This is a genomic window from Bradyrhizobium sp. GW821-FHT13H06 (assembly GCF_058803975.1).
On record NZ_JBXAPN010000002.1, the window covers coordinates 367464 to 391171 of the forward strand.

A 23708-nucleotide genomic window follows, 5' to 3' on the forward strand; every position below is an offset into this window, starting at 1 on the left:
TATTCGAAAATGGCCACCACGAATGCCGCCACCGCCCCTTCCGTCGTCTCCGGGACGACCGACATCCCGAAATCCTCCTCGTCGAACTCGATGAGCTCGACCACGGGGTCGACGCTCGCCGGCAACTTCCAGACCTTCCTGACACTGCTGACGACGCAGCTCCAGAACCAAAACCCGCTGGATCCGCTCGACACCAACCAGTTCACCCAGCAGCTGGTGCAGTTCGCCGGCGTCGAGCAGCAGCTCAAGACCAACGATTCGCTGGCCCAGCTCGTCACCCTCCAGCAGACCACGCAGGCGACCCAGGCGCTGGGCTTCGTCGGCAAGACCGCGCTGGTCGACGGCTCGACGACGAGCATGACGAACTCGGCGGCGATTTGGCATCTCAACGTGCCGACGGACTCCACCGTCGAGATCTCCATCGCCAATTCCAGCGGCCAGACCGTGTTCACCGGCAAATACAGCTCCTCCGCCGGCACCGACATTCCCTTCACCTGGAACGGCATGGGCAATGACGGCACGCAATGGCCCGACGGCAAGTACACGATCTCGGCCACGGGCAAGGACGTCGCGAACAACAATGTCGGCATCGCCGCGCAGGTGCAGGGCGTGGTGTCGTCGGTCGACCTGACCCAGTCGCCGCCGCTGCTCACCATCGACGGTGCCAGCTACACGCTGAGCCAGGTCAAGAGCATCATCGCGACAAGCGCCTATTGAGGGGAAACGCTGCAACGACAAATTCAGTGTCATCCCCGCGAAAGCGGGGATCCATAACCCCAGGAAGTCGTTTTCGCGTGAGGCAGTAACCCCGAGTCTTCGTAAGAACTACTCCCTAGGGTTATGGGTGTCCCGGGCTCGCGCTACGCGCCCCCCCGGGACGACGGTTGGGGCGTCGGCGGCACCGCGCTCGGGTCCGGTTCGTTAGTAAAGTATTTACCTTCTACCCCGCTTGGCCCGCCGGAATCGCGTCTCCCGCCGGTCGAGACGGCCGTGTTCCCGCAAGTTTCAACGAGAATTGTATTGAAGCCTTAGGCTTAGCGGATTTTTAAGCCGCGGGGCGTAGGGTTACTGGCGTGAGTTCAGTGGTTGAGAGTTTGTGAGTACGCCATGACAGAACCCCATCGCCCGAGGGTAAAATACGTCATCGGGCCGGACGGCAGTCCGTTGACGATCGCGGATCTGCCTGCTCCGGGCACCAAACGCTGGGTCATCCGCCGCAAGGCCGAAGTCGTCGCCGCTGTCCGTGGTGGACTTCTCTCGCTCGAGGAGGCCTGCAGCCGTTACACCCTGACGGTCGACGAATTCCTCTCCTGGCAGTTTTCCATCGACCAGCACGGTCTGGCGGGTCTTCGCACCACCCGCATCCAGCAATATCGCCAGTAGGCGATCCGGAAATCTGCTGCTTTTGACGAAAATCGGCCTCGCCCTGCGAGGCCGATTTTTTTGATGATGCAGTTTTGTCCGACCTCTTAACTCTCGTTAACCATATCGAAACCATCACCTAGGCAATAATTGCCCACTCGGCCTTTCCGGTGAAAGCGGCCGAATCTGTTGGGGCGGTTGCTTGCAAGGGCTTGCGGACTTTCTGAAGAGTATCGGTGCCGCCCGGTTCGGGGCGATGATCGCGGTCACTGCCGCGCTCATCGGCTTCTTCGCCTTCGTCATCATGCGCGTCACCACGCCGCAGATGACGACGCTGTTCACGGACCTCAGCGTCGAGGATTCCTCGAGCATCATCAAGGACCTGGAACGCCAGGGCATCCAGTTCGAGATCCGCAATGAGGGCTCCATCATCATGGTGCCCAAGGACAAGGTCACGCGGCTGCGGATGAAGCTCGCCGAGGGCGGCCTGCCCAAGGGTGGCGGCGTCGGCTACGAGGTGTTCGACAAGTCGGACGCACTCGGCACCACCTCCTTCGTCCAGAACATCAATCATCTCCGCGCGCTGGAGGGCGAGCTCGCCCGCACCATCCGCGCCATCGACCGCATCCAGGCCGCGCGCGTCCATCTGGTGCTGCCCGAGCGCCCGCTGTTTGCGCGCGAGGCGCCGGAGCCGTCGGCCTCGATCGTGGTCCGCGTCCGCGGCTCGCTGGAAGCCCAGCAGATCCGCGCCATCCGCCATCTGGTCGCCTCCGCCGTCAACGGGCTGAAGCCGCAGCGGGTCTCGATCGTCGACGAGGCCGGCCAGCTGCTCGCCGACGGCGCGGCGACCGATCCGGAGCAGACGGTCGGAGACGAGCGCCGCATCGCCTTCGAAAAGCGCATGCGCAAGCAGGTCGAGGACATCGTGTCCTCCGTGGTCGGCTCGGGCCGCGCCCGCGTGCAGCTCTCCGCTGATTTCGACTTCAACAAGATCACCCAGACCTCGGACAAGTTCGACCCCGAAGGCCGCGTGCTGCGCTCGAGCCAGACCCGCGAAGAGCAGAGCATGACCGCCGACAACAACGGCCAGGTCACCGTCAACAACGAGCTGCCCGGCAACCAGCAGAACAACGCCGCCGCCGTCGCCAAGGACCAGAGCAAGAAGTCCGAAGAGACCAACAATTACGAGATCTCCCGCACCACCAAGACCGAGGTGACCGAAGCCGGCCGGGTCAACCGCATCTCGGTCGCGGTGCTGGTCGACGGCATCTACAGCAAGAACGACAAGGGCGAGCTGGCCTATCAGGACCGCACCAAGGAGCAGCTCGACAGCATCGCCACCCTGGTGCGCTCGGCGATCGGCTTCGACCAGAAGCGCGGCGACCAGGTCGAGGTCGTGAATCTGCGCTTTGCCGACGCGCCCTCAACCGCGCCGGTCGGCGAGTCCTCAGGCTTCCTCGGCATGCTCCAGTTCACCAAGGACGACGTCATGTACTTCGTCGAGCTCGGCGTAATGATGCTGCTCGGCCTGGTCGTGCTGTTCCTGGTGATCCGCCCGCTGGTCAAGCGCATCCTCGCCTCCGACGAGGTCGCCGCCGCCATCTCCGGCGTGCTGACGGGCCCCGCCGCGTCGGAAGAGGCCGCGCCGGCCTCCGGCCAGCCGCTGCTGCCGAGCGGCGCCGCCAGCGCCATCGACGTCGCCACCATCCAGGGCCAGGTCCACGCCCAGTCCGTTCATCGCGTCGGCGAGCTCGCCGAGCGCAACCCCAACGAAACCGTCGCCATCATCCGCCAATGGCTTACCGAACCCGCGAAATAACCCAAGCCACGCAACTCTGCCAAGTGCATCAAGAAGTGATCTGACATGGCCGCCTCCCTGCAAAACGCCAATTCGAATGACATCACCAGCGTGATCTCCACGCTGGGCCAGCGCGCCGGCAGCCGCGGGGGCAGCAAGTCCGAGGCGCTGGCCGGGCCGAAGCGTGCTGCGATCCTGATGCTGGCGCTGGGCGAGCAATATGGCGGCAAGATCTGGAGCCTGCTCGACGACGACGAGGTGCGCCAGCTCTCGCTGGAGATGTCGACGCTTGGCACCGTCGAGGTCGAAACCGTCGAGGACATGCTGCTCGAATTCGTCTCGCGCATGTCGGCTTCCGGCGCACTGATGGGCAATTTCGACGCCACCGAGCGCCTGCTCCAGCAATATCTGCCGCCGGAGCGCGTCAACGGCATCATGGATGAGATCCGCGGCCCCGCGGGACGCAACATGTGGGAGAAGCTCTCCAACGTGCAGGAAGAGGTCCTCGCCAACTACCTCAAGAACGAATATCCGCAGACCATCGCCGTGGTGCTGTCGAAGCTGAAGTCCGAGCATGCGGCGCGCGTGCTCGGCATCCTGCCCGAGGAACTCGCGCTCGACGTCGTCAACCGCATGCTGAAGATGGAGGCGGTGCAGAAGGAGGTGATCGAGAGCGTGGAGAAGACGCTGCGCACCGAATTCATGTCCAACCTGTCGCAGACCCGCCGCCGCGACGCCCATGAGGTGATGGCGGAGATCTTCAACAATTTCGACCGCCAGACCGAAACCCGCTTCATCACCTCGCTGGAAGAGGACAACCGCGAATCGGCCGAGCGCATCAAGGCGCTGATGTTCACCTTCGACGACCTCGTGAAGCTCGATTCCGGCTCCGCCCAGACCCTGATGCGCAACGTCGACAAGGACAAGCTCGGCGTCGCGCTGAAGAGCGCGAACGAGGACGTCCGCAACTTCTTCTTCGGCAACATGTCCTCGCGCGCGGCCAAGATGCTCCAGGACGACATGGCGGCGATGGGCCCGGTGCGCCTGCGCGACGTCGACGAAGCGCAGGCGCTTCTGGTCAATCTCGCCAAGGATCTCGCCGCCAAGGGCGAGATCATGCTGACCAAGAACCGCGCCGACGACGAGCTGGTGTACTGATGGCCGCTCCGGCAAAATTCCTGTTCGATACCGACTTCGCGGCGCCCGAGCGGACGACGCGCGAGAAGGCCGCGACCGCAGCCGAGATCGCCCAGAAGATCGCGGAAGCCGAGGCGCGCGCCTACCAGCAGGGCTTTGCCGCCGGCCAGCACGAGGCCAAGGCCGAGAGCGACCGCCGCGTCGCGCTCGCCATGGAGGAGATCAACATCGCAATTCGGGGCGTCGCCTCCGGCATCGGCAACATCGAGACCAGGATGGAGACCGAGGCTGTCGAGGTCGCGGTCGCGGTGGCGCGCAAGCTGTGCGCTGATCTCGTCGCCGCCGAGCCGCTCGGCGAGGTCATAGCGCTGGTCAAGGACTGCTTCTCGCATCTGGTCGCGACGCCGCATCTCGTCGTCCGCATCAACGATGCGCTTTACGATGCCGCGCGAGAGAAGATCGAGCGGCTCGCCAAGCAGAGCGGCTTCGAGGGCCGCCTGGTGATCCTGGCCGAGCCGGAAATCGCCACCGGCGACTGCCGGATCGAATGGGCCGATGGCGGCGTCGTGCTGGAGCGCGGCGCCATCGCGGCCAAGATCGACGAAATGGTCGGGCGCTATATCGCGTCCCGCAGGGGGAATTAAGCCATGAGCGAAACAGACGGACAGGTCCCGCTGCCCGATCTCAACGGCCCGATGCCGCCGACCGGCACCGACGTCGGCTACAGCGAGGACGAATATGCGGCGCGTGCCGCCGCCGACCTCGAAGCGGTGTTCGACGTGCCGGTGCAGGTCTCGGCCGTGCTCGGCCGCTCCAAGATGGACGTCGGCGAGCTCCTGAAGCTCGGACCAGGCACCGTGCTCGAGCTCGACCGGCGCGTCGGCGAAGCCATCGACATCTACGTCAACAACAAGCTGGTCGCCCGCGGCGAGGTCGTCCTGGTCGAGGACAAGCTCGGCGTCACCATGACGGAAATCATCAAGGCCGAACGCGGCTAGCACAAGGACATGACGCGCGGCAGCGCGAACAGACGGACAGGAGACTGACATGCGGCTTCTCATCGTTGGCACATTGAAGGGCCAGCTCACCACCGCTACCAAGATCGCGATGGAGAACGGCGCCACCGTGACCCATGCCGAGGATCACGAGCAGGCGATGCGCGTGCTGCGCGGCGGCAAGGGCGCCGACCTCCTGCTGGTCGACGTCGCCCTCGACATCCGCGACCTCGTGCTGCGGCTGGAGGCCGAGCACATCCACGCCCCGATCGTCGCCTGCGGCATCACCAACGACGCCCGCGCCGCGGTCGCCGCGATCCACGCCGGTGCCAAGGAATACATCCCGCTGCCGCCGGACCCGGAACTGATCGCCGCGGTGCTCGCCGCGGTCGCCAACGATTCCCGCGAGCTGGTCTATCGCGACGAGGCGATGGCGAAGGTGATCAAGCTTGCCCAGCAGATCGCCGGCTCCGACGCATCGGTGATGATCACGGGGGAATCCGGCACGGGCAAGGAGGTGCTGGCCCGTTACGTCCATACCCGCTCGGCGCGCGCCAAACGCCCGTTCATCTCCATCAACTGCGCCGCGATCCCCGAACACCTCCTGGAGTCCGAGCTGTTCGGCCACGAGAAGGGCGCCTTCACCGGCGCAGTCGCGCGCCGGATCGGCAAGTTCGAGGAAGCGACCGGCGGCACGCTGCTGCTCGACGAAATCTCGGAGATGGACGTCCGCCTGCAATCGAAACTGCTGCGCGCCATCCAGGAGCGCGTGATTGACCGCGTCGGTGGCACCAAGCCGGTGCCGGTGGACATCCGCATCATCGCCACCTCGAACCGCAACCTCGTCGAAGCCGTGCGCGAGGGCACGTTCCGCGAGGACCTGCTGTTCCGCCTCAACGTCGTCAATCTGAAGATCCCGCCGCTGCGCGAGCGCCCTGCCGACATCCTGGAGCTCGCCCAGCATTTCGTGAAGAAGTATGCGGAGGCCAACGGCGTGCCGCTGCGCCCGATCTCGGCGGAAGCCCGCCGCGTGCTCTCCGGCAACCGCTGGCAGGGCAACGTCCGCGAGCTCGAAAACACCATGCACCGCGCGGTGCTGATGGCGCACGGCGACGAGATCGGACCCGACGCCATCATCACGCCGGACGGCGACCGCCTCGACCTCGCCAGGACGCCGCCGGCGGTGGCGCATGCCACCATGGCCGCCGAGCAGGTGACGCGGGCGCTGGTGGGGCGCACCGTGGCCGATGTCGAGCGCGACCTCATCCTGGAGACGCTGAAGCACTGCCTCGGCAACCGGACCCATGCCGCCAACATCCTCGGCATCTCGATCCGCACGCTGCGCAACAAGCTCAACGAATATGCCGACGGCGGCATCCCGATCCCGCCCGCGGGAACGCCGGGCGAGTATCCGCGCATGCCGATGATGGGGGCGTAGCGCTCCTGCCGAACATCGAGGATGCAAATGCCCGGGCTCAGTCCCGGGCATTTTTGTTTGGCGCGCACCAATACTCACCCCGTCATCCTGAGGTGCGAAGCGCGATGCGAACGCATCGCGTGCGGAGCCTCGAAGGATGAACGGCCACAGCCGGGCCGTCGCCCTTCGAGGGCCGCTGAAGAAGCGGCCACCTCAGGGTGACGGTGAGAGAACTTCGGCTGCTTCGAATGCAAAGGGGAGCCGCATTCGGCGACTAGGTCAAGCCCGCACAACGCCCTATAACCACGCCCGAAAACCACGCGAGGGACCACATGTCTGAAGCTCAAATCACGGATTGGCTGGCGTCGCAGCGGCAGGCGATGATCGAACTGCTCCGCGACGTCGTGAACATCGATTCCGGGTCCTACGACAAGGAAGGCGTCGATGCGGTCGGTGCGCGGTTCGAGCGGCACTTTGCCGAGCACGGCATTCCGTTCCGGCGCGAGGCCAACGCCACTTTCGGCGATGCGATTCATGCCGAGGTGGCAAAGCCCGGCAGCAACGAGAAGCCCGTGCTGTTGATGGGGCATCGCGACACCGTGTTCGGCAAGGGCGAAGCCGGACGGCGTCCGTTCACGATCAGAGATGGCCGCGCCTATGGACCGGGTGTCGCCGACATGAAGTCCGGCCTCGTCATGAACGTGTTCGTGGCAACCGCCTTCCACAAATTCGGCGGCTCACCGCACCCGATCAAGGTATTGATCACCTCGGACGAGGAGATCGGCTCGCCCTCCTCGCGCCCGGTGATCGAACGTGAAGGACGCGCCGCGCGCGCGGTGTTCAATTCCGAGCCGGGCCGCCCCACCGGCAATATCGTCACCGGCCGCAAGGGCGGCATCTTCATGCATCTCGGCATCACCGGCAAGGCCGCCCATTCCGGCGCCAATTTCGCCGCCGGCATCAGCGCGATCGGCGAGCTCGCACACAAGATCGTGCAGATCCATGCGCTGACCGATCTCGACAAGGGCATCACGCTGAATGTCGGCCTCGTCTCGGGCGGCCAGTCCGTCAACACCACGGCGCCCTACGCCGAGGGCCAGATCGACCTGCGTTACGTCGATCCGGCGCATCGCGCGAGGGTGATGGCCGCAATCGAGACGATTGTCGCGACCTCCTACGTGCCGGGCACGAGTGCAACGCTGACGATCAAGGGCGAGTTCGTGCCGGTGGTGCAGAGCCCGGATTCGAAAGCGCTGTTCGAAAATTATCAGGCCGCCGCAAGACAGGTCGGCCTCACCACGCTCCAGGGCGAATTCTCCGGCGGCTGTGCCGATTCCGGCTTCACGGCCGCGGTCGGCACGCCGACCATCTGCGGCCTCGGCCCGGTCGGCGGGCTCGCGCACACGCCGGAGGAATATCTCGAGCTCGACAGCATCGTGCCGCGCGCGCAGGCGCTGGCATTGGCGATCTTGCGGGGGTGAATGCAGCTGCCGTAGGGTGGGCAAAGCGAAGCGTGCCCACCACTTCCGTCACCTGCGGGAAAGATGGTGGGCACGGCGCAAGGGCGCCTTTGCCCACTCTACGAGACCGACCAAGTTCTACGAATAACTCGGCGCGTCGGGCTTGCGGAAGATGTGGATGGGATCGCCCGGCACGATCGGAGAGCCTGAGAACATCGCATAGGCGTAGAGCGCGAGATAGGTGATCGCAAGCACGCCGACGGCGTAGAAGGCCCAGGTCGCAACGCGTTTCATCGATCCGCTCCATTGCCGTCCCGCATGGGGGTTCAGGCGCTTCTAGAGCGACGACGGGGAAAAGGCCAGCCTTCCGCGCCGACACGCGCGGCGATCAAATGCCGCGCCGGCCGCGCGCGGGAAGGCTGACATCCGCAAGCCTGGCCGCGTCCTCGTCCTGGTCGACCGCCACATACTGGCCGTGCCAATAGGCAAGAGCCGCAGTGCGGGCCGAGCTCCTGATGTCCCTGACACGGCCGATGACGATGCCGTGCGAGTGGCGTTCGACGATCTCCTCGACCTCGCAATCGAAGGCGGACAATGCGCCGAACAGCAGGGGAACGCCCGAGACCGCCGTCACCCATTTGGCGCCTGCGAAGCGATCGGCGCCCTTCAACCCGCCCTTGCCGGAAAAGCGCTCGGCAATCTCGAGCTGGTCGGCATTGAGGATGTTCACGCCGAAGGCGCCGTGGCGCTTGATCAGCGGAAAGGACGATGCATCGCGGTTGATGCTGACGAGCAGCGTCGGCGGCTCGACCGACAGCGAGGTGACCGAGGTCACCGTCATGCCCGTAATATCCTTGCCCCGCCCGGCGGTGATGACGCTGACGCCGCCGGTGAGATGGCGCATGGCGCCGCGAAAATCGGCGGACGAGACGGGGATTTCGGTCATGAGATCGCGGGGCACTACATTCATGGCATTGCTCCCCGAAGCGGGGATCCCTCTTATTTAGGTACGATCGTCCGCCGACAAAAGGTGGCTCAGGATCGAGCCTTCAAGGCTTGCGAGCTCGGCCGAGCCGCGCTGGCGCGGCCGGGCCGCGTTGACCGTGACGTCATGGGCGATCCGGCCCTCCTCGATCACCAGCACCCGGTCCGCCAAGGCGACGGCTTCCGAGACGTCGTGGGTCACCAGGATCGCGGTAAAGCCCTGGTCGCGCCAGACGCGTTCCAGGAGCCGCTGCATCGAGATGCGGGTCAGTGCGTCCAGTGCGCCAAGCGGCTCGTCGAAGGCGAGCACGCGCGGGCGCGAGACCAATGCGCGGCCGAGCGCGACGCGCTGCTTCTGGCCGCCCGACAGCACCGAGGGCCATTGGTCGCGCTTGTCGGCGAGACCGACCTCGCCCAGGGCTTTCTCGGCACGCGCATGCGCATCGCTGGAGGCACGATCGCGGCCGAGGCCGACCTCGACATTGGCGAGAACGCGGGCCCAGGGCAGCAGCCGCGGCTCCTGGAACATCACGCGGATGTCTTCGGGCTGGACGTCACCGCCGAAGCTGATGCTGCCGGCGTCGATCTCGTCCAGGCCGGCGATCAGACGCAGCAGCGTGCTCTTGCCGCAGCCGCTCTTGCCGACGATCGCGACGAACTGGCCGGCCGGGATGTGCAGATCGATGCCGCGCAGCACCTCGTTGGCGCCGAAGGATTTGCGCAAGCCGCGGATGCTGAGCGGCCGGCCGCCGGTGTGAACCGGACGCTCCTCGTGCACGACACGCGCATGAGGGACGAAATTGGCGCGGCTGGCAAGCTCGGTCTCGGGAAGAGAGGTACGAAGCGCTGTCTGCATGTGATTCCCAGTATTTCTTGCTCAACGTTTCTGGAAGGCGGGGTGCCAGGAGAGCGTCAGGCGCTCCAGCACGCGGGAGGCGCTGTCGGCGAGCTTGCCGAGCAGGGCGTAGATCAGGATCGAGAGCACGACGACGTCGATCAGCATGAACTCGCGCGCCTGCATCGCCATGTAGCCGAGGCCCGAGGAGGCCGCGATGGTCTCGGCGACGATCAGGGTCAGCCACATGATGCCGAGCGCGAAGCGGATGCCGACGAAGATCGAGGGCAGCGCGCCAGGGAAGATCACGCGGCGGAACAATTCGCCGTCGGTCATGCCGTAGATGCGCCCCATCTCGATCAGCTGGGGATCGACCGTGCGGATGCCGTGCAGCGTGTTGAGATAGATCGGGAAGAAGACGCCGAGCGCCACCAGGAACAGCTTTGCGCTCTCGTCGATGCCGAACCAGAGGATGACGAGCGGGATAAGCGCCAGATGCGGCACGTTGCGCACCATCTGCAGCGTGGTGTCGGTGAGCCTTGCCGAGAGCTGCGACAGGCCGTTGGCGAGGCCGAACGCAAAACCGATGCTGCCGCCGATCAGAAAACCGATCGAGGCGCGCCAGAACGAGACCCAGATGTTGCGGACGAGCTCGCCGGAGAGCAGCAGCTTCCAGCCGGCCAGCACGACGTCGCTCGGCGCCGGCAGCACGCGGGTCGGCACGAAGCCGGTGACGCTCGCGACCTGCCAGATCGCGATGATGGCGAGCGGCACGATCCACTGGATCAGGCCGTCGAGGCGCGGCAGGCGCAGGCTGCGCGGAAGCGAAACGCTGTCGATCAGGCTCATAACTGCGACACCCGGTGCTGCGGACGGAGATCGCTGCCGACCGTCTCGCCGAACGGACCGCCGTTGAAATGGAGCTTCGTCACGTTGCTCGGCTGCTCCAGCGAGAGCAGCGGGAACACCAGCTCGGCGAAGCGATAGGCTTCCTCCAGATGCGGATAGCCCGACATGATGAAGGTATCGATGCCGAGATCCTGATACTCCCTGATGCGGGCCGCGACGGTCCGGGCGTCGCCGACCAGCGCCGTGCCGGCGCCGCCGCGCACGAGGCCGACACCGGCCCACAGGTTCGGTGCGATCTCGAGCTTGTCGCGCCTGCCGCCATGAAGCTGCGCCATGCGCTGCTGGCCCACGGAATCCATGCGGGCGAAGTTCTTCTGCGCCAGCGCGATGGTCTCGTCGCTGACATGCTTGATCAGCTCGTTCGCGGCGCTCCAGGCCTCTTCATTGGTCTCGCGGACGATCACATGAAGGCGAATGCCGAAGGAGAGTTTCCTGCCGCGCGCGGCGGCGACCTCCCTCACCTTCGCGATCTTCTCGGCGACCTGCGCCGGCGGCTCGCCCCAGGTGAGATATTTTTCGACGGTGTCCACGGCGACGTCGATGCCGGCACCGGACGATCCGCCGAAATAGAGCGGCGGCCGCGGCGACTGCACCGGAGGAAACAGCAGCCTGCCGCCCTCGACACGGATGTGCTTGCCTTCGACATTGACGGTCTTGCCGGCGAGCAGGTCGCTGTAGACGCCCAGGAACTCGCGGGTGACCTCGTAGCGCTCGTCATGGCCGAGGAAGACGCCGTCGCCCTTGTTCTCGACCGGATCGCCGCCGGTGACGACGTTGACGAGAAGCCGGCCGTTCGAGATGCGATCGAGCGTCGCCGTCATGCGCGCCGCCACGCTCGGCGATTGCAGGCCGGGACGGACCGCCACCAGATAGCGCAGCCGCTCGGTGAACGGCGCCACGCTCGAGGCGACGATCCAGGAATCCTCGCACGACCGACCGGTCGGGATCAGCACGCCGAAATAGCCGAGCTGGTCGGCGGCCTGCGCGATCTGGCGCAGATAGTTGAAGTCGACCTCGCGGCCGCCGATGCCGGTGCCGAGATAGCGCCCGTCGCCATGGGTCGGCAGGAACCAGAGGATATTGCTCTTGGATTGGCTCATGGATGTGCTCCTAACCGTAGGTCGTGCCGACCGCGGCGGCGACGATGCCGATCGAGAGCACGATGGCCGCGATCAGACGCTGAATGATACGTCTCATGTTCAAACCCTTGTGGATGGGAAGGCCGGTCGGCACGATCAGGCTGCCGGGTTGCGCCAGACGATGTCGCGAATCACGATCGGCTTCGGGATCAGGCCGAGCTTGTGGAAGCGGTCGGCGACGCCCTGCTGGGTCGCGACGATGTCGTCGGTGACGGGGCCGACCACGAATGACGAGCGGTTCGCGGCGATGGTCTGGATTTCGAGGGGAATGCCGGTGACCGCAGCGAGCGATTTCGCGACCTCGTCGCGGTGCTGCTCGGCCCATCTGGCGGTCGCGGTGGTGACGTCGACGATCTGTTGCAGGATCGCGCCGTGGTTCTTCGCGAAGTCGCGGTTGGCGATGTAGAACGAATTGGTCTTGGTGACCTCGCGCGCATTGATCAGGATGCGGCCGCTCTGCCTGGTCTCGCCGATCGCGAAGTAAGGATCCCAGATTGCCCAGGCCTCGATGCTGCCATTGGCGAAGGCAGGGCCGGCGTCAGGTGGCGTCAGGTAGACCGGCGTGATGTCGGCATAGGTGAGGCCGGCCTTCTCCAGCGTCTGCACCACGATGTTGTGCGCGCTGGAGCCCTTGGTGAAGCCGATGCGCTTGCCTTTCAATTCGGCGATGGTGCGGATCGGCGACTCCTTCGGCACCAGGATGCCCTGGCCGTTGGTGATGGGCTGGCCGGCGGCATAGACGATCGCGGCGCCCGCGGCCTGGGCGAACACCGGCGGGGAATCGCCGACCGCGCCGTAGTCGACGCTGCCGACGTTCATCGCCTCCATCATCGGAGGCCCCGAGGAGAATTCGACCCATTTCACCTCGATGCCTTGGGGCGCGAAATGTTTTTCCAGGGCGGCCTGCTGGCGCGCGACGACCAGCACGCCGTTCTTCTGGTAGCCGATACGAATTTCCTTCACCGCGCCTTGCGCGTTGACGCGCGAGGCGAACGCGGCGACGGCCGCAGTTCCGACCGAAAGTCTCAGAAAGTCTCGACGCCGCATTCCACACTCCCGGCCGCATGCGGCCGCCATTCATTCGCGTTGCCCGAATGATGGTGCGGCTTATGGCAGGTGTCGAGACGTGCGGAAAAATAGCGATGCGCGCACTGCGCGCGAGGCGCGGGGCATGATTAATCTTTCAATCCGCGGAGCGAATGCAGAGCGAATTTTTCCGCACGCGAATGTGACAATCGGAACGCACGGCGCCCCAGCACCATGAAAATGCGAAAACAACCCCATGCACAGTAGCCAAGGTCTTGTCACGAAACGAATTTCGCATTTAGCGAAATCCGCTTGACCCGTCGGGCAATACAGTGGCAGAATGTCATCGTGCGGCAGGAGGAGCAGGCAGGCCCTCGGCAGCTAGTGCTGCCATCTCACGGGCAGATTGAGCAGCCCACGAAATGCCCAGCCGCCGATCCGCACTTCCTCGTCATCGGCCAATTCGAGCCGTTTGGCGCGGGCGAACACGGTCGGCAGCGCGACGTCGGCGATCATGGCGCGGGAGGCGAAGGCGCCGGCGCAGAAATGCGGGCCGGCGCCGAAGGCGACGCTCTTGGAGGCGTCTCGTCTCACGTCGAACGCATCTGCGCGCTCGAAGTGCTTCTCGTCGCGGTTGGCGGAGCCGAACATCAGGAACACGCGCTCGTCGGTTTCGAAGGTGACGTCGTGGATGCTCCAGGGCTTTGCGATCCGCCGCGGCGACATGCCGATGGGCGAGATCCAGCGGGCATATTCCTCGAAGGCCTGCAGCCAGGACACCTCGCCCTTGCGCACGAGATCGAGTTGCTCGGGATGGGTGAGCAGCGCCCACACCGTGCCGGCGATCGCCTTGCGCGGCTCGTTCTGGCCACCCGAGATCGCGAGCTTGACGTTGGCACGCACGCTCTCCATCGGCATGCCCGAGGCGAGGAGCACGCCGAGAATGCTCTGGTCGGGATGCTTGCGCATCACCGGCAGCATGTCGTCGATCGCGGCATCGATGCCCGACGTCGCGGCATGGCAGCGCGCCTCGACCTCGGGGTCGCCGGCATAGTTGGCGATGCCCTCGATCATGCCTTGCGACCACGCATCCATGGCCTCGAAGCCGATATTGGTGAGGCCGGTGATCGACTTCAGGCACTCGCCGGAGAAGGGCAGCGCGAAGTCGCGCATGAAGTCGATCCGGCCAGGTTCGATTGCGTCGATGATGCGGTCGGCATGGGCCTGGAACAGCGCGGTCCAGTGCGCCTTCACCGTCTTCGGCGAGACCGTCGGAAACATCGCGCGGCGCTCGACCTGGTGCGCCTCGCCGTCCTTGCGCATCATGTTGTGGCCCATCAGCCGGTTCATCAGGCCGGCGGGCTGGTGCGAGGAGAACACGTCGATCTGCTTCTCGGAGATCGAGATGTCGTCGCGGCTCGTCAGCAGCGTCGAGCCGAGCTGCGGCACGAACGCGATCGGCGCCTCTCGCCTCCTCTTCGCGAGCATCGGATAGGGATCGGCCCAGAAGGCGGCCGGGTCGATGTCGATGCGCGGCGCGGTGCTCAAGGCGGTCCCTCCTGGAGTCTCGTTTCCAGGAGACTAGCGAGGTCCGACGCCGGCGTCTGTCCCTAACGATAGGGACGGGCGGCATTTGGAGCTACCGGGCCTCGGCGATCTTCGGTCCGGATGACGGCATCTGCGCGTTGGCCGCCAGGGGCCGCTTCGACGGCGATGCCGGATCCGGCAATCGGAACGCGGCATCGGGCGGCGTTCCCGGACGACGGGCAGCGGTCGCCGGAAGCACGATCACTTTCGCTCCGACCTTCACCCGCTCGTAGAGATCCGTGACGTCCTCGTTGGTCAGCCGGATGCAGCCAGACGACACCTTCTTACCAATCGTCGCGGGATTGTTGGTGCCGTGAATTCGATATTCGGTCTCGCCCAGATACATCGCCCGGGCGCCGAGCGGATTGCCGGGGCCACCTGCCATGAACCGCGGCAGATAAGGCTGACGTGACACCATCTCCGCAGGCGGATGCCAATCCGGCCATTCGGCCTTGCGGGCCACAGTCTGCTCACCGGACCATGTGAAACCTTCGCGGCCGACACCGATGCCATAACGCATCGCCTGCGCGTCGTTCAGAACGAAATAAAGGAATGTGTTCTTGGTATCGATGATCACGGTGCCCGGCGGCTGGCGGCTGGCATAGTCGACCACCTGCCGAACGAATGCTCCGGGACCTTCAGCGGCTTTTGGCGGTTCGACCAGAGGCGCCGGGGCCGGAATCGGAGCAGGAGCCGGAGCCGGCGCTGATGCATGAACCGGGGTAGCCACGTAAACGGGCGTTGACGATGCCTGGGCTTGTGGTGCGGACGGCTTCTTCGCCTGCTGCACGCTCGCCGGACGGGACAGCAAACCGTAGCCCAATGCGGCGACGGCCACCGCGCCCATGGCAACTCTCGCGGCCATCGGCAGCGCGAGCGTCTCCGCCTTTCCACGTTTGGCCCGCTTGCTCACGTCTCTCCCCAGGTCACCATGCCCAAGAGAGGTACCCAGCAAAATTTAAGAAACTTCCAAGCGATTTCGCTCAGACCGGAACCGTTAGCTGTGGTTAACGCTGAACTCCTGTTCGGCAACACAGGAACCGGGAGTACCGTCTGCTATTCAGGCCGCGGCATGAACGCGCGCTTCTCGTCGTGGAACGAGTCGAGATTTGAATCGCCCGGCGGAGCGGACACGCCGCCCTTCATGAACCGCGGCTTCGGGGCCAATCGCGTCGATTTGGCTTGGGTTCTGCCAAGTCCGATCTAACCTCGACCGCTGACGCGGCCAGACGCCATCACAATCTTCGCCTTCGGGCCCACTGCAGACGTGCGGAGCGTACCTTATGATCGGATTGGCTGCCCGATTCCCAGCACGTTGCCTTCGCTGTCGCGGAACCAAGCGCCCCTCTCACCGATACCCTTGCTGGGATAATTCCCGGTAATTTCTGCGATCCCATCAACGGTCTTCAGTCCTGGCAGGTCATACTCCTCGAACTCAACTCCCCGGGCACGAAGCTCGCGCACGGTTGTCTCGATGTCCTCGACTTCCCAGGCCATCTGCGTGTGCGTGCCGGATTGCATTCCAGCCGAGACGAAGATCGCAAACTCACCGCCCGCACAGACGTAGCGGAGCCCACCCTCACGCTGTTCGACCGGATCAAGCCCAAGTTTTTCCGAATAGAACGCCCGCGCCCGATTCAGGTCCCGGGCGGGAAGCCTGGCTGCCACCTTGGCGTTTATTAGCATGCCCGCTCTCCTCCCAAGTCTTAGGCGCGGTCGTCTCCATACACATTGATACTAGGGATCGACGACACCGCCTGGTTCGATGGAAGTTCCACTTTTGCTCACAACAATGACCGTAGTGGGTCCGCCTTTGCCCGCTCGCATCGCGCTGTTCGGGTCAGCTAAAGGAAGCGGACCTTGCGGCGCTTTGGGCCAAGGTCAGGCACGGCCAAATACAGACATTCCCTGCTTGGCTTCCTGATCAGAATATCATTTTCGCTGGGAGATACGACCGGAGCAGGAATGCCGAATGCGTGTCCGAAGGTCGGGGGGAGGTGCCGCTGGTGTGCCATCGCTATTGCACCTCTGCTCAATGCCGCTGCACAGCTGGGCACCCTACGGCCCGCAAGCGAGCATGAACCTCCTCACATGCGTATTGCACTAACATCAAGGCTGTAAACCTGGGGAGGCAGTGTTGGCGGTAGACACAAAAGCAGACGATTGGTTTATTGCTGCGCACGTACTAAGGATACGCACGGAATCGGGTGCCGCTTCGATATCGTTTAAGATTGGCAGCAGAATAGCCAACATCGCAGCATTATTAGGCTGCTCCGGAGCAATTTCTGGATCCGGTGTTTCGGACACAGACTTCCAATTAGATAGCCAACTTGTGCGCAATTTCAGCGGTCCATGGTCATTGAAGGACATAAAGGGACATCGTGGCGACGTCACTCAAAACGTGTCATTTTTGCCAAATGCGCTGTCGGGCGTGGCACTTAACAAGAATGGAAGCGTCTTTTTCAATTTCGAGATACCCAACCCCGATCCGATGACCTTTACGATCAGGGGCCAGTGGGTGATAAAGGCGGTCCTCAACCTTAGCACGACGTTCGTAATCTAGCCGCCAGCCTCGCAGCTTGCGCGAAGCTTACTCGGGCCTGCCTACCCCCGTGACCGCCCTGATCTAAGAACACCGAGAGGGGGCTGCTTCCTTGGTTCCGAATACCGGGCCGTCGTTGGTTCTGCCCTCATTGAATATCTGATTGACCTCTGAGGAGTTCAACCGAAAAGGTCGGCTTCGGGTCAAAGGCGCCGTTTGAGCAGTCAGTCGGATACGTCCGGTCTGCCCCAATGAACGGACATCTTCAGAGCCGGTCGCCATATCTCAAAGGTGCCACTTCCAGGATTCGCAGCACGCCTCAGAAGTAGACGTTCGCGTTACGCGGACGGCCGCGACACCACCTGTTATCAGGCCCTGCCGCAGGACATCGCCGCTGGTGGCAGATATGCGCCACTCACGACGAACATGCTGCCGCTCGGCGGCCCGCGCTTGAACTCCTGAGCCGTCCCTGCCCGGCCAAGCTGGAGACCCAGCTTGCCTACTTTCAAGATTCCGCTCTACACTCTTAGACGGTATCGACCAACTAAAGTATCCACAAGTTGTGTCCCGCAATTGACGGGACATTAACCTGCGGCTCAAGCGCGTACCGTGGCCTTGTCGGACAGGAGTGGACCAGCCCCATGTGGAAAGACCCCATCAAGAGCACGCCTTCGATCATCCAGACCGATTTCGGGCCCTTCGGGCAGAGCCTGCCGGGGGACGGTGAAGCCTATTGCGGCCCGACGTCGATGGTCATGGGCCTTTACTGGCTGTCGGCAAACGGCTTCACGCAGGTTGCTCCTGCGGTCTACAACGGCGAGGACGACCCCGTGGCGATCAACCTGGAAAGGGTGGTCGCAGGCTTGATGCGGACGTCGAGCGAGAGCGGCAGCTTCGTGGACGGCATGACCAGCGGGATGGCCGACTATCTGTCGGCCTGCGGAATCGGGCCTGATCTCTATCATTTGACGAGCACTTCCAATCCGGACCTCGCGTGGCTCGCCGATCAGTTGGCCCCGAACGTGTCCGAGAGTCCGCAGACGATCGTCTTGGCCAATTTCGCGGTTGGCTGGTATTCCGTTTCCCAGACGACGAAGGGATACATGGAAAATAACGGCGGCCATGTCCTCGCGCCGCTCACGGTGAACCTGACGGGCGGCACGATCACCATCAACAACGCTTTCCCCGCCTCGTTCGAGAACGTACCCAACCTCCCGTCCAGCAATCCGCAGACCGTCCAGATCGCGCAGATGCCCAGCGGATGGACGCTGGAAAATCTGCCGCTACCCTCCGAAGACTACAGCCAGGTCGTCACCGACGCGCTCACCGGGTGGGGCGTCTACGCCGTGCTCTGGCAGGGGCAAGCCTGGGCGATCTCGCCGTCGGCGCTGCCCTCGACATCCGGATATGAACCCAGCACGTGGACGATCAACCAGCCTAAGGTCATCAACACGAACGGCGGCACGCTGACCGTCGTCGCGCCGATCTCCGGGCTGGGCGGCCTCCACAAATACGGCGAAGGCACGCTCCTGCTCACCAACACGAACCAGCTGATGGGACACAACACCGTAGGCGCTGGGACGCTGGCAAGTACCCGGACATCCGGCACACCATTTGGCAGCTTCAGGGTGATGGTGACGAACGGCGGAATACTCGAGCTTCGTTCGGACGGCGCGACGGTCGATGTGCAGATCGCCTCGGGATCTCTGGCGACGTTCGTCATCGGCTCTACAGGAGGCGCCTTGCAGCTTTCCGGAAGCGGCAACTATCGCGTCGTAATCGGGGGCAATGACGACGGTACCCTGACGAACATTGTCCGCAACTCCGGCGGAACTCTTGTTATCGTGCCGGGCGGCGGCATGGCCCAGCTTGGGCTGACGCAACAGGTGTTCGTGGCAGGAACGGGAGCAAACCTGCCCATCATCACGAACGGGATCGTCGCTCCCTACATTCTCGGAGAGGACGACGACGCGGCCAGTTCGGGCAAGTTCCTGACCTATTCGCCCTCCGAGGGCTTCGCGAGCGCGGCGACCGTGTCGTCGACGGATGTCAGCATCAACGACGTTCCCGCCGATGCCGTCTACGAGGTCGTCGACAGCCAGGCGGTCGAGAGCGGCGGTGTGCCGCAGGTGGCGGCGCTCGAAGTGAACGGCGGGGCGATTTCGGGCGGCGATGCGAGCATTCTGGTCGGAAGCCAGGCGAGCGGCGACGCCGCGGGCCTCATCATGAACGGCGGCAGCATCGCTACTGCGAGCCTTTCGTTCGGCGCGGCAGAAGGCCTGATCTACACCAATGCCAGCGGCGGTAGTTCGCAGATCGCAGCCGCCATCGAGGGATCGGCGGGCCTGACGATCTTCGGTCCCGGCACGCTGACCCTGAGTGCAGACAGCAGCGGCACGCTTTCCGGTCTGATCAGGGTCAATGGGGGTACGCTGATTGCCGGCGGTACCGGTGGATCAGCAACGGGTGCCGGCGAGGTGCTGGTATCCTACGCGGCGACGCTGGAGGTCGCCGGCACGGTGACCGGCGCGGTTGTTGTCGGCGAGTCGGGCACACTGTTCATGAACGGTGGGACGGTCTCGGGCCCGGTCACCATTGCAGCGACCGGCACCGATACGCCTGCTCCCGGCGGCATATTGCAAGGGAGCGGAACAATCAGCGGGACCACCTCCATCAGCGGCATCATCCAGTCAGGCCCGCAGGCTGGCCTGATCACGTTCACCGGCGAGACCACTATGACCGGCGACGCGAGCTTCTATTGGCGGCTGCAGAAGCTCGTGGACGATGCTGATCCCGGAGCCGGACCTGGGATCTACTGGAACGCGCTGCAGTTCAACTCGCCGGATACGAACCTCGGCACCAAGAATGCACCTCTCTGGCTCTTCCTCGACTTCAGCGCCCTCGACGGGGACCCGGACGGCGGCAACGCGTTCTGGAAGAAGCCCCATACCTGGACGCTCTTTACCTACGCAGCCGATGCCGGCTACTTTTGGCCGGCGGGCGAGAACTTCTCGTACCAGTCCGGGAGTTTCAACACGGTCTTCGACAACTGGGTCGTGTCCCTGCAGTGGAAACCGGCCGCCTCGCCGCAGAGCCTCCCCGAGCGATGGCGCGCGAACGCTCGTGCGAGAAGCCGGTAACCGACCCGCGGCAACTGGATAGCCGTGCCAGTCTGCGCCCAAAATTGCGCGCGCCGGGGGACTTCCGCTTTCCCCCGATAGCGGCCACAGAGCGGATATCGCTGGATGTCTCGAACGGGCTACAAGCCGAATTGCCCGGCCCGGTTGGTACTTGCCCTGGAATCGAGCGCGACCTTGTCCATCGAACAGCGCGATGACGTTGCTGCTAACGGGCAAGCGCATCCTTGTAGATGATTCCATCTTTCATGATGATCTTGAAATTCTTGGCGGGGTCGGCAAGAAGGCCGATATTGTCCAGGGGATTTCCGTCGACGAGCAGCAGATCCGCGAGTGCGCCCTGTTCCACGACGCCGAGCTTGCCGGGATAAGGATCCCGCTTGCCCGACAGCGCCAGCAGTTCGGCGTTTGTCGATGTCGCCATGGTCAGCGCTTCGGCGGGCGTGTACCAGCGAGCGAGTGAGGCCAGGATGGCCCCTTGTTGGCGCGCCAGCGCTGCAGAGAACAGGACGTCGGTGCCCCACGCCGTCTTGATCTTGTACTTCCTCGCCAGCTCGTAGGATCTGGCTATGCCGGGCCAGACCTCATCCGCCTTGGCTCGCTGGACGGAGCCTGGCGGAAAGCCTTCCCTCAATTCCTCCGGGAGAGGTTGCGTACTGAGCCATATACCTTTTTCGGCAATCAGTTTGGCGGTGGCATCATCCATGAGGAAGCCGTGTTCGATGCACTTCACGCCGGCAGCAATCGCCCGCTGGATTGCTGCAGGCGTGAACGCGTGGACAGTGACGTAAGTGCCCCAATTGTCGGCCGCTTCAACGGCCGCCCGCAGTTCCAGTTCCGTGAAAGTCGAAACGTCGATGGGACTGAACGGCGAGGAAACACCGCCGCCGGCCGTCAGCTTGATCTGCGAGGCACCTTGCATGAGTTGCTCGCGGACGCGGACGCGGACTTCGTCGGGGCTGTCGGCGACCACGCTGCCGCCAATCTGCTCCATGCGGCTGAGCATGCCGCCGATCGTTCGCGGCAGCTCCGACAACTGGCGAAAATCCCCGTGTCCACTGGTCACCGTGATCATTGCCCCCGAGGGATAGATGCGGGGCCCTGCCACCAATCCCGCATCGATGGCGGCTTTCAGTCCAAATACGGGACCGCCTACGTCGCGGACGGTGGTGAAACCACGCATCAGCGTGTCGGTCGCCTCGACGGCTGCGGCAATATTGTTGTATCCGACGTCACCGGCTATCGCCTGGGCAGGATTTGGCCGGATCAGCATCGCATGCCAGTGGGCGTCGACCAGGCCGGGCATAAGGGTTCGTCCGTTCCCGGTGATCACAGATACGCCTGGGTCTGCGGCGATCGGCTCCGTCGAGATGCGCTCGATGATATTGCCTCTGACCAACACATTGGACGATGCGGAGAGTGAAGCGCCCTTGCCGTCGAAGATGCGCACATTCTGGAACAACGTCGCACCAGTATTGGCTGACGGGCTGCCTTGCGCGCGAGCGGCGGCCGCAAGCCCAATTGCTACAAGCGGAAGCGTGGCGACAATAATCCTTCGGGAGATTGGATTCATTTTGCGCGCCCTCCCGACCGATGTCTCCGAGCCTTCACAATTTTGCGTTGAGCATACAAGCTCGGCCAGCACGTTTCAACGAGGCTGGGCGTGGGTTTGCAGCTGATGTCCAAAATGGGTCAAAGCGTCAGTCCAGCGCTCGGCTGCAGACTTCCGGTCTACCCTCTGAACCGTCATGTAGCGGCACCGCTTTAACGGCAGCGAAGGGTCAAAAGCCGAAGTTTCCCTTATATATTCATGTGGTCTATTTGCAGAGCGGTGGCGTCGCTGATTGGGCCACCCTGACTAAGGAGCGCCCATGAGCCGACGGGTACATTCTCCGACCGGAATCTTTGACAGCCTACATTATGGATTCGCGCAAGTGGTGGTTGTCCCGACGCCCTTCGGTGACACCGTGCACGTGTCCGGTCAAGTCGCCTGGGACGCCGATCGAAAGGTCGTTGGCGCGGGAGATATCGGGCGCCAACTCCGAAAGAGCTTGGAGAACCTCGCTGTCGCACTTGCATCGGTAGGCGCAAAACTTGATCAGGTCGGTGCATTGCGGCTCTACATAAAGCAAAGCCATATGCACGAGGGCGAGGCCATCAGTGGCGCACTCAGAGCAACGTTCGGTGACGATCCGCCGTGTGCTACATGGATTGCAGTGCCAAGCCTCGCGAACGATGAATTTCTTGTCGAGGTGGAACCATCTGTAGTTTATCTTGCAAAAGCCTAGATGATTAAACGTCACGCGCATTGCCCGACAACGTCAGCTCCGGGTCCAAAAGGCGACGATCATGGCGGCCAGACTGCGTGTCCGCTTAGCTCCCGGAAGCAGATATCGCGAACCCAGTGTCCCTCAGTTCAGGCTGTGAGGTCCCGAGAGCAAGCGGAGCGCGATCGCGAACAGCTCGCTCTGCGAGGAGATGCCGAGCCGCTCATAGGCGCGCTTGCGATAGGTCAGTGTCGAATGCAGGCTGATGCCGAGTGCTTGCGAGATCGCTTCGGAGCTGAAGCCGGACAAGATACGCCGGCAAACGTCCTGCTCGCGCGGCGTGAGATCGGCGAGCGGCGCGCGCGTCGCGAACAGCGCGGCGAGGGTCTGGTCCGGCGTTGCGTTTGCCTGGAAATGGCGGGCGACACTCGCCGCGATCGCCGGTGCGATGGCCTCGAGCCGTCGGCGCTGCTCGTCGCCGAAGCGGCCCTGCGCCGCGATGCGGTAGAAGTTGACATAGAAGCAGGTGTCGCCGGTCCAGATCGCGGTGGCGCATTTGTCGACGATGCCGGAATCGTTGAAGAAGATCTTGCGATAGCGCGCGCCATACATGCGCGGGGCGAACGCCGGGAGCATGATCGGCGCATCGCCCCCGGCCTCGAACAGCGCATCGCGGTTCGGATCGGATTCGTGGAACTGGCCGGCATAGGCGGCGCCGAGATCGCCGCCGATCGGGATGTTGCCGGCGTCCAGCAAACAACGGGCCGCGCCCGCACGCGTCAGCGCAAACACCATGCAATGACCGACCCCGGCCTGCCGGCGCAGCGTGTCGATGAGGATGTTCGGAAAGTCAGGCCGGCCGATGGCGAGCACCGCCGGCGTGACATCGCCGGCCGCAGGATTTGAGACCATCCCTTGGGGCCGCATTGGTTTCCTCCACCGAAGTTCTTTTAGCGGAGGATAGCAGGCGCGGGATGTTGCCGAAAGCCGGAGACGGCGGTTCACGACGCCTCCGGGTCCCGGCTCCGCGCTGCAGCGCGTCCGGGACACGAGAGGAGCGAGTCGATCGACAGTCTCGTGCCCCGGACGCAGCGCAGCGTGCAACGATGCGCT

At 64.0% G+C, this 23708-nt stretch carries 23 protein-coding genes; 11 read left to right on the forward strand and 12 right to left on the reverse strand.

What is annotated here, in order from left to right; translation table 11 throughout:
- Positions 1–9 precede the first annotated feature (9 nt).
- The 8 genes from AC1RQP_RS08570 to AC1RQP_RS08605 all read left to right on the forward strand — a co-directional run bounded on the left by AC1RQP_RS08570 (position 10) and on the right by AC1RQP_RS08605 (position 8190).
- A complete protein-coding gene (locus AC1RQP_RS08570; RefSeq protein ID WP_028180686.1) occupies positions 10–717 on the forward strand; it encodes a flagellar hook assembly protein FlgD in 708 nt (235 codons plus the stop codon).
- 390 nt (positions 718–1107) lie between these two features.
- A complete protein-coding gene (sciP, locus tag AC1RQP_RS08575) occupies positions 1108–1383 on the forward strand; it encodes a CtrA inhibitor SciP (protein ID WP_002714638.1) in 276 nt (91 codons plus the stop codon).
- Between the two features lie 181 nt (positions 1384–1564).
- Entirely contained in the window at positions 1565–3181 is a 1617-nt protein-coding gene (gene fliF, locus AC1RQP_RS08580) for a flagellar basal-body MS-ring/collar protein FliF (RefSeq protein WP_239626902.1), read from the forward strand.
- A 45-nt stretch (positions 3182–3226) separates the two neighbouring features.
- Positions 3227–4318, forward strand: coding sequence for a flagellar motor switch protein FliG (fliG, locus tag AC1RQP_RS08585; protein ID WP_239626903.1), 1092 nt, complete (start codon positions 3227–3229; stop codon positions 4316–4318).
- On the forward strand, positions 4318–4941 hold the full coding sequence (locus tag AC1RQP_RS08590; RefSeq protein ID WP_492936609.1) for a FliH/SctL family protein: 624 nt from the start codon (positions 4318–4320) through the stop codon (positions 4939–4941). Before fliG ends, AC1RQP_RS08590 begins: the two co-directional genes overlap by 1 nt.
- A 3-nt stretch (positions 4942–4944) precedes the next feature.
- The gene (fliN, locus tag AC1RQP_RS08595) at positions 4945–5295 is read left to right on the forward strand and encodes a flagellar motor switch protein FliN (RefSeq protein ID WP_239626907.1); all 351 of its coding nucleotides are present in this window, start codon (positions 4945–4947) and stop codon (positions 5293–5295) included.
- A 49-nt stretch (positions 5296–5344) separates the two neighbouring features.
- Entirely contained in the window at positions 5345–6730 is a 1386-nt protein-coding gene (gene flbD, locus AC1RQP_RS08600; protein WP_492936610.1) for a sigma-54-dependent transcriptional regulator FlbD, read from the forward strand.
- Positions 6731–7041: 311 nt separating this feature from the next.
- Entirely contained in the window at positions 7042–8190 is a 1149-nt protein-coding gene (locus AC1RQP_RS08605; RefSeq protein ID WP_492936611.1) for a M20 family metallopeptidase, read from the forward strand.
- A 117-nt stretch (positions 8191–8307) separates the two neighbouring features.
- Here the strand turns inward: AC1RQP_RS08605 and AC1RQP_RS08610 are convergent, their stop codons facing one another.
- The 10 genes from AC1RQP_RS08610 to AC1RQP_RS08655 all read right to left on the reverse strand — a co-directional run bounded on the left by AC1RQP_RS08610 (position 8308) and on the right by AC1RQP_RS08655 (position 16335).
- Positions 8308–8463, reverse strand: a complete 156-nt coding sequence (locus AC1RQP_RS08610; protein ID WP_492936612.1) for a hypothetical protein — start codon at positions 8461–8463, stop codon at positions 8308–8310.
- A gap of 94 nt (positions 8464–8557) precedes the next feature.
- Positions 8558–9139, reverse strand: coding sequence for a flavin reductase family protein (locus tag AC1RQP_RS08615; RefSeq protein ID WP_028182092.1), 582 nt, complete (start codon positions 9137–9139; stop codon positions 8558–8560).
- Between the two features lie 33 nt (positions 9140–9172).
- On the reverse strand, positions 9173–10009 hold the full coding sequence (locus AC1RQP_RS08620; protein ID WP_492936613.1) for an ATP-binding cassette domain-containing protein: 837 nt from the start codon (positions 10007–10009) through the stop codon (positions 9173–9175).
- Positions 10010–10030: 21 nt separating this feature from the next.
- The gene (gene ssuC / locus AC1RQP_RS08625; RefSeq protein ID WP_239626913.1) at positions 10031–10837 is read right to left on the reverse strand and encodes an aliphatic sulfonate ABC transporter permease SsuC; all 807 of its coding nucleotides are present in this window, start codon (positions 10835–10837) and stop codon (positions 10031–10033) included.
- Positions 10834–11997 (reverse strand): FMNH2-dependent alkanesulfonate monooxygenase, encoded by a 1164-nt coding sequence (ssuD, locus tag AC1RQP_RS08630; protein WP_492936614.1) that lies wholly within the window; start codon positions 11995–11997, stop codon positions 10834–10836. The genes ssuC and ssuD overlap by 4 nt, the downstream gene beginning before the upstream one ends.
- Positions 11998–12007: 10 nt before the next feature.
- Entirely contained in the window at positions 12008–12130 is a 123-nt protein-coding gene (locus tag AC1RQP_RS08635) for a hypothetical protein (protein WP_256439327.1), read from the reverse strand.
- A 2-nt stretch (positions 12131–12132) separates the two neighbouring features.
- Entirely contained in the window at positions 12133–13083 is a 951-nt protein-coding gene (locus AC1RQP_RS08640) for a sulfonate ABC transporter substrate-binding protein (protein WP_492936615.1), read from the reverse strand.
- Between the two features lie 360 nt (positions 13084–13443).
- Complete coding sequence (locus tag AC1RQP_RS08645; protein ID WP_492936616.1) at positions 13444–14610, reverse strand: cytochrome P450; 1167 nt, start codon at positions 14608–14610, stop codon at positions 13444–13446.
- Positions 14611–14701: 91 nt separating this feature from the next.
- Positions 14702–15562, reverse strand: coding sequence for a L,D-transpeptidase (locus tag AC1RQP_RS08650; protein WP_239626920.1), 861 nt, complete (start codon positions 15560–15562; stop codon positions 14702–14704).
- A gap of 368 nt (positions 15563–15930) precedes the next feature.
- Positions 15931–16335 (reverse strand): VOC family protein, encoded by a 405-nt coding sequence (locus AC1RQP_RS08655; protein WP_239626922.1) that lies wholly within the window; start codon positions 16333–16335, stop codon positions 15931–15933.
- Between the two features lie 451 nt (positions 16336–16786).
- Here AC1RQP_RS08655 and AC1RQP_RS08660 point away from each other — a divergent pair, with 451 nt between their 5' ends.
- Together AC1RQP_RS08660 and AC1RQP_RS08665 are read left to right on the forward strand one after the other, a co-directional pair.
- Positions 16787–17212 carry a hypothetical protein gene (locus AC1RQP_RS08660; RefSeq protein WP_239626923.1) on the forward strand — a complete coding sequence of 142 codons (426 nt, stop codon included), beginning with the start codon at positions 16787–16789 and terminating at the stop codon, positions 17210–17212.
- A gap of 620 nt (positions 17213–17832) precedes the next feature.
- Positions 17833–20331, forward strand: coding sequence for an autotransporter outer membrane beta-barrel domain-containing protein (locus tag AC1RQP_RS08665; protein WP_492936617.1), 2499 nt, complete (start codon positions 17833–17835; stop codon positions 20329–20331).
- Between the two features lie 205 nt (positions 20332–20536).
- Here AC1RQP_RS08665 and AC1RQP_RS08670 read toward each other — a convergent pair whose 3' ends face one another.
- Positions 20537–21901: a metal-dependent hydrolase family protein gene (locus tag AC1RQP_RS08670; RefSeq protein WP_492936618.1), complete on the reverse strand. Its 1365-nt coding sequence runs from the start codon at positions 21899–21901 to the stop codon at positions 20537–20539.
- 298 nt (positions 21902–22199) lie between these two features.
- Between AC1RQP_RS08670 and AC1RQP_RS08675 the strand changes: the two genes are divergently transcribed.
- Complete coding sequence (locus AC1RQP_RS08675) at positions 22200–22616, forward strand: RidA family protein (protein WP_492936619.1); 417 nt, start codon at positions 22200–22202, stop codon at positions 22614–22616.
- A 123-nt stretch (positions 22617–22739) separates the two neighbouring features.
- Here AC1RQP_RS08675 and AC1RQP_RS08680 read toward each other — a convergent pair whose 3' ends face one another.
- Entirely contained in the window at positions 22740–23522 is a 783-nt protein-coding gene (locus AC1RQP_RS08680; protein ID WP_492936620.1) for a helix-turn-helix transcriptional regulator, read from the reverse strand.
- Positions 23523–23708 lie beyond the last annotated feature (186 nt).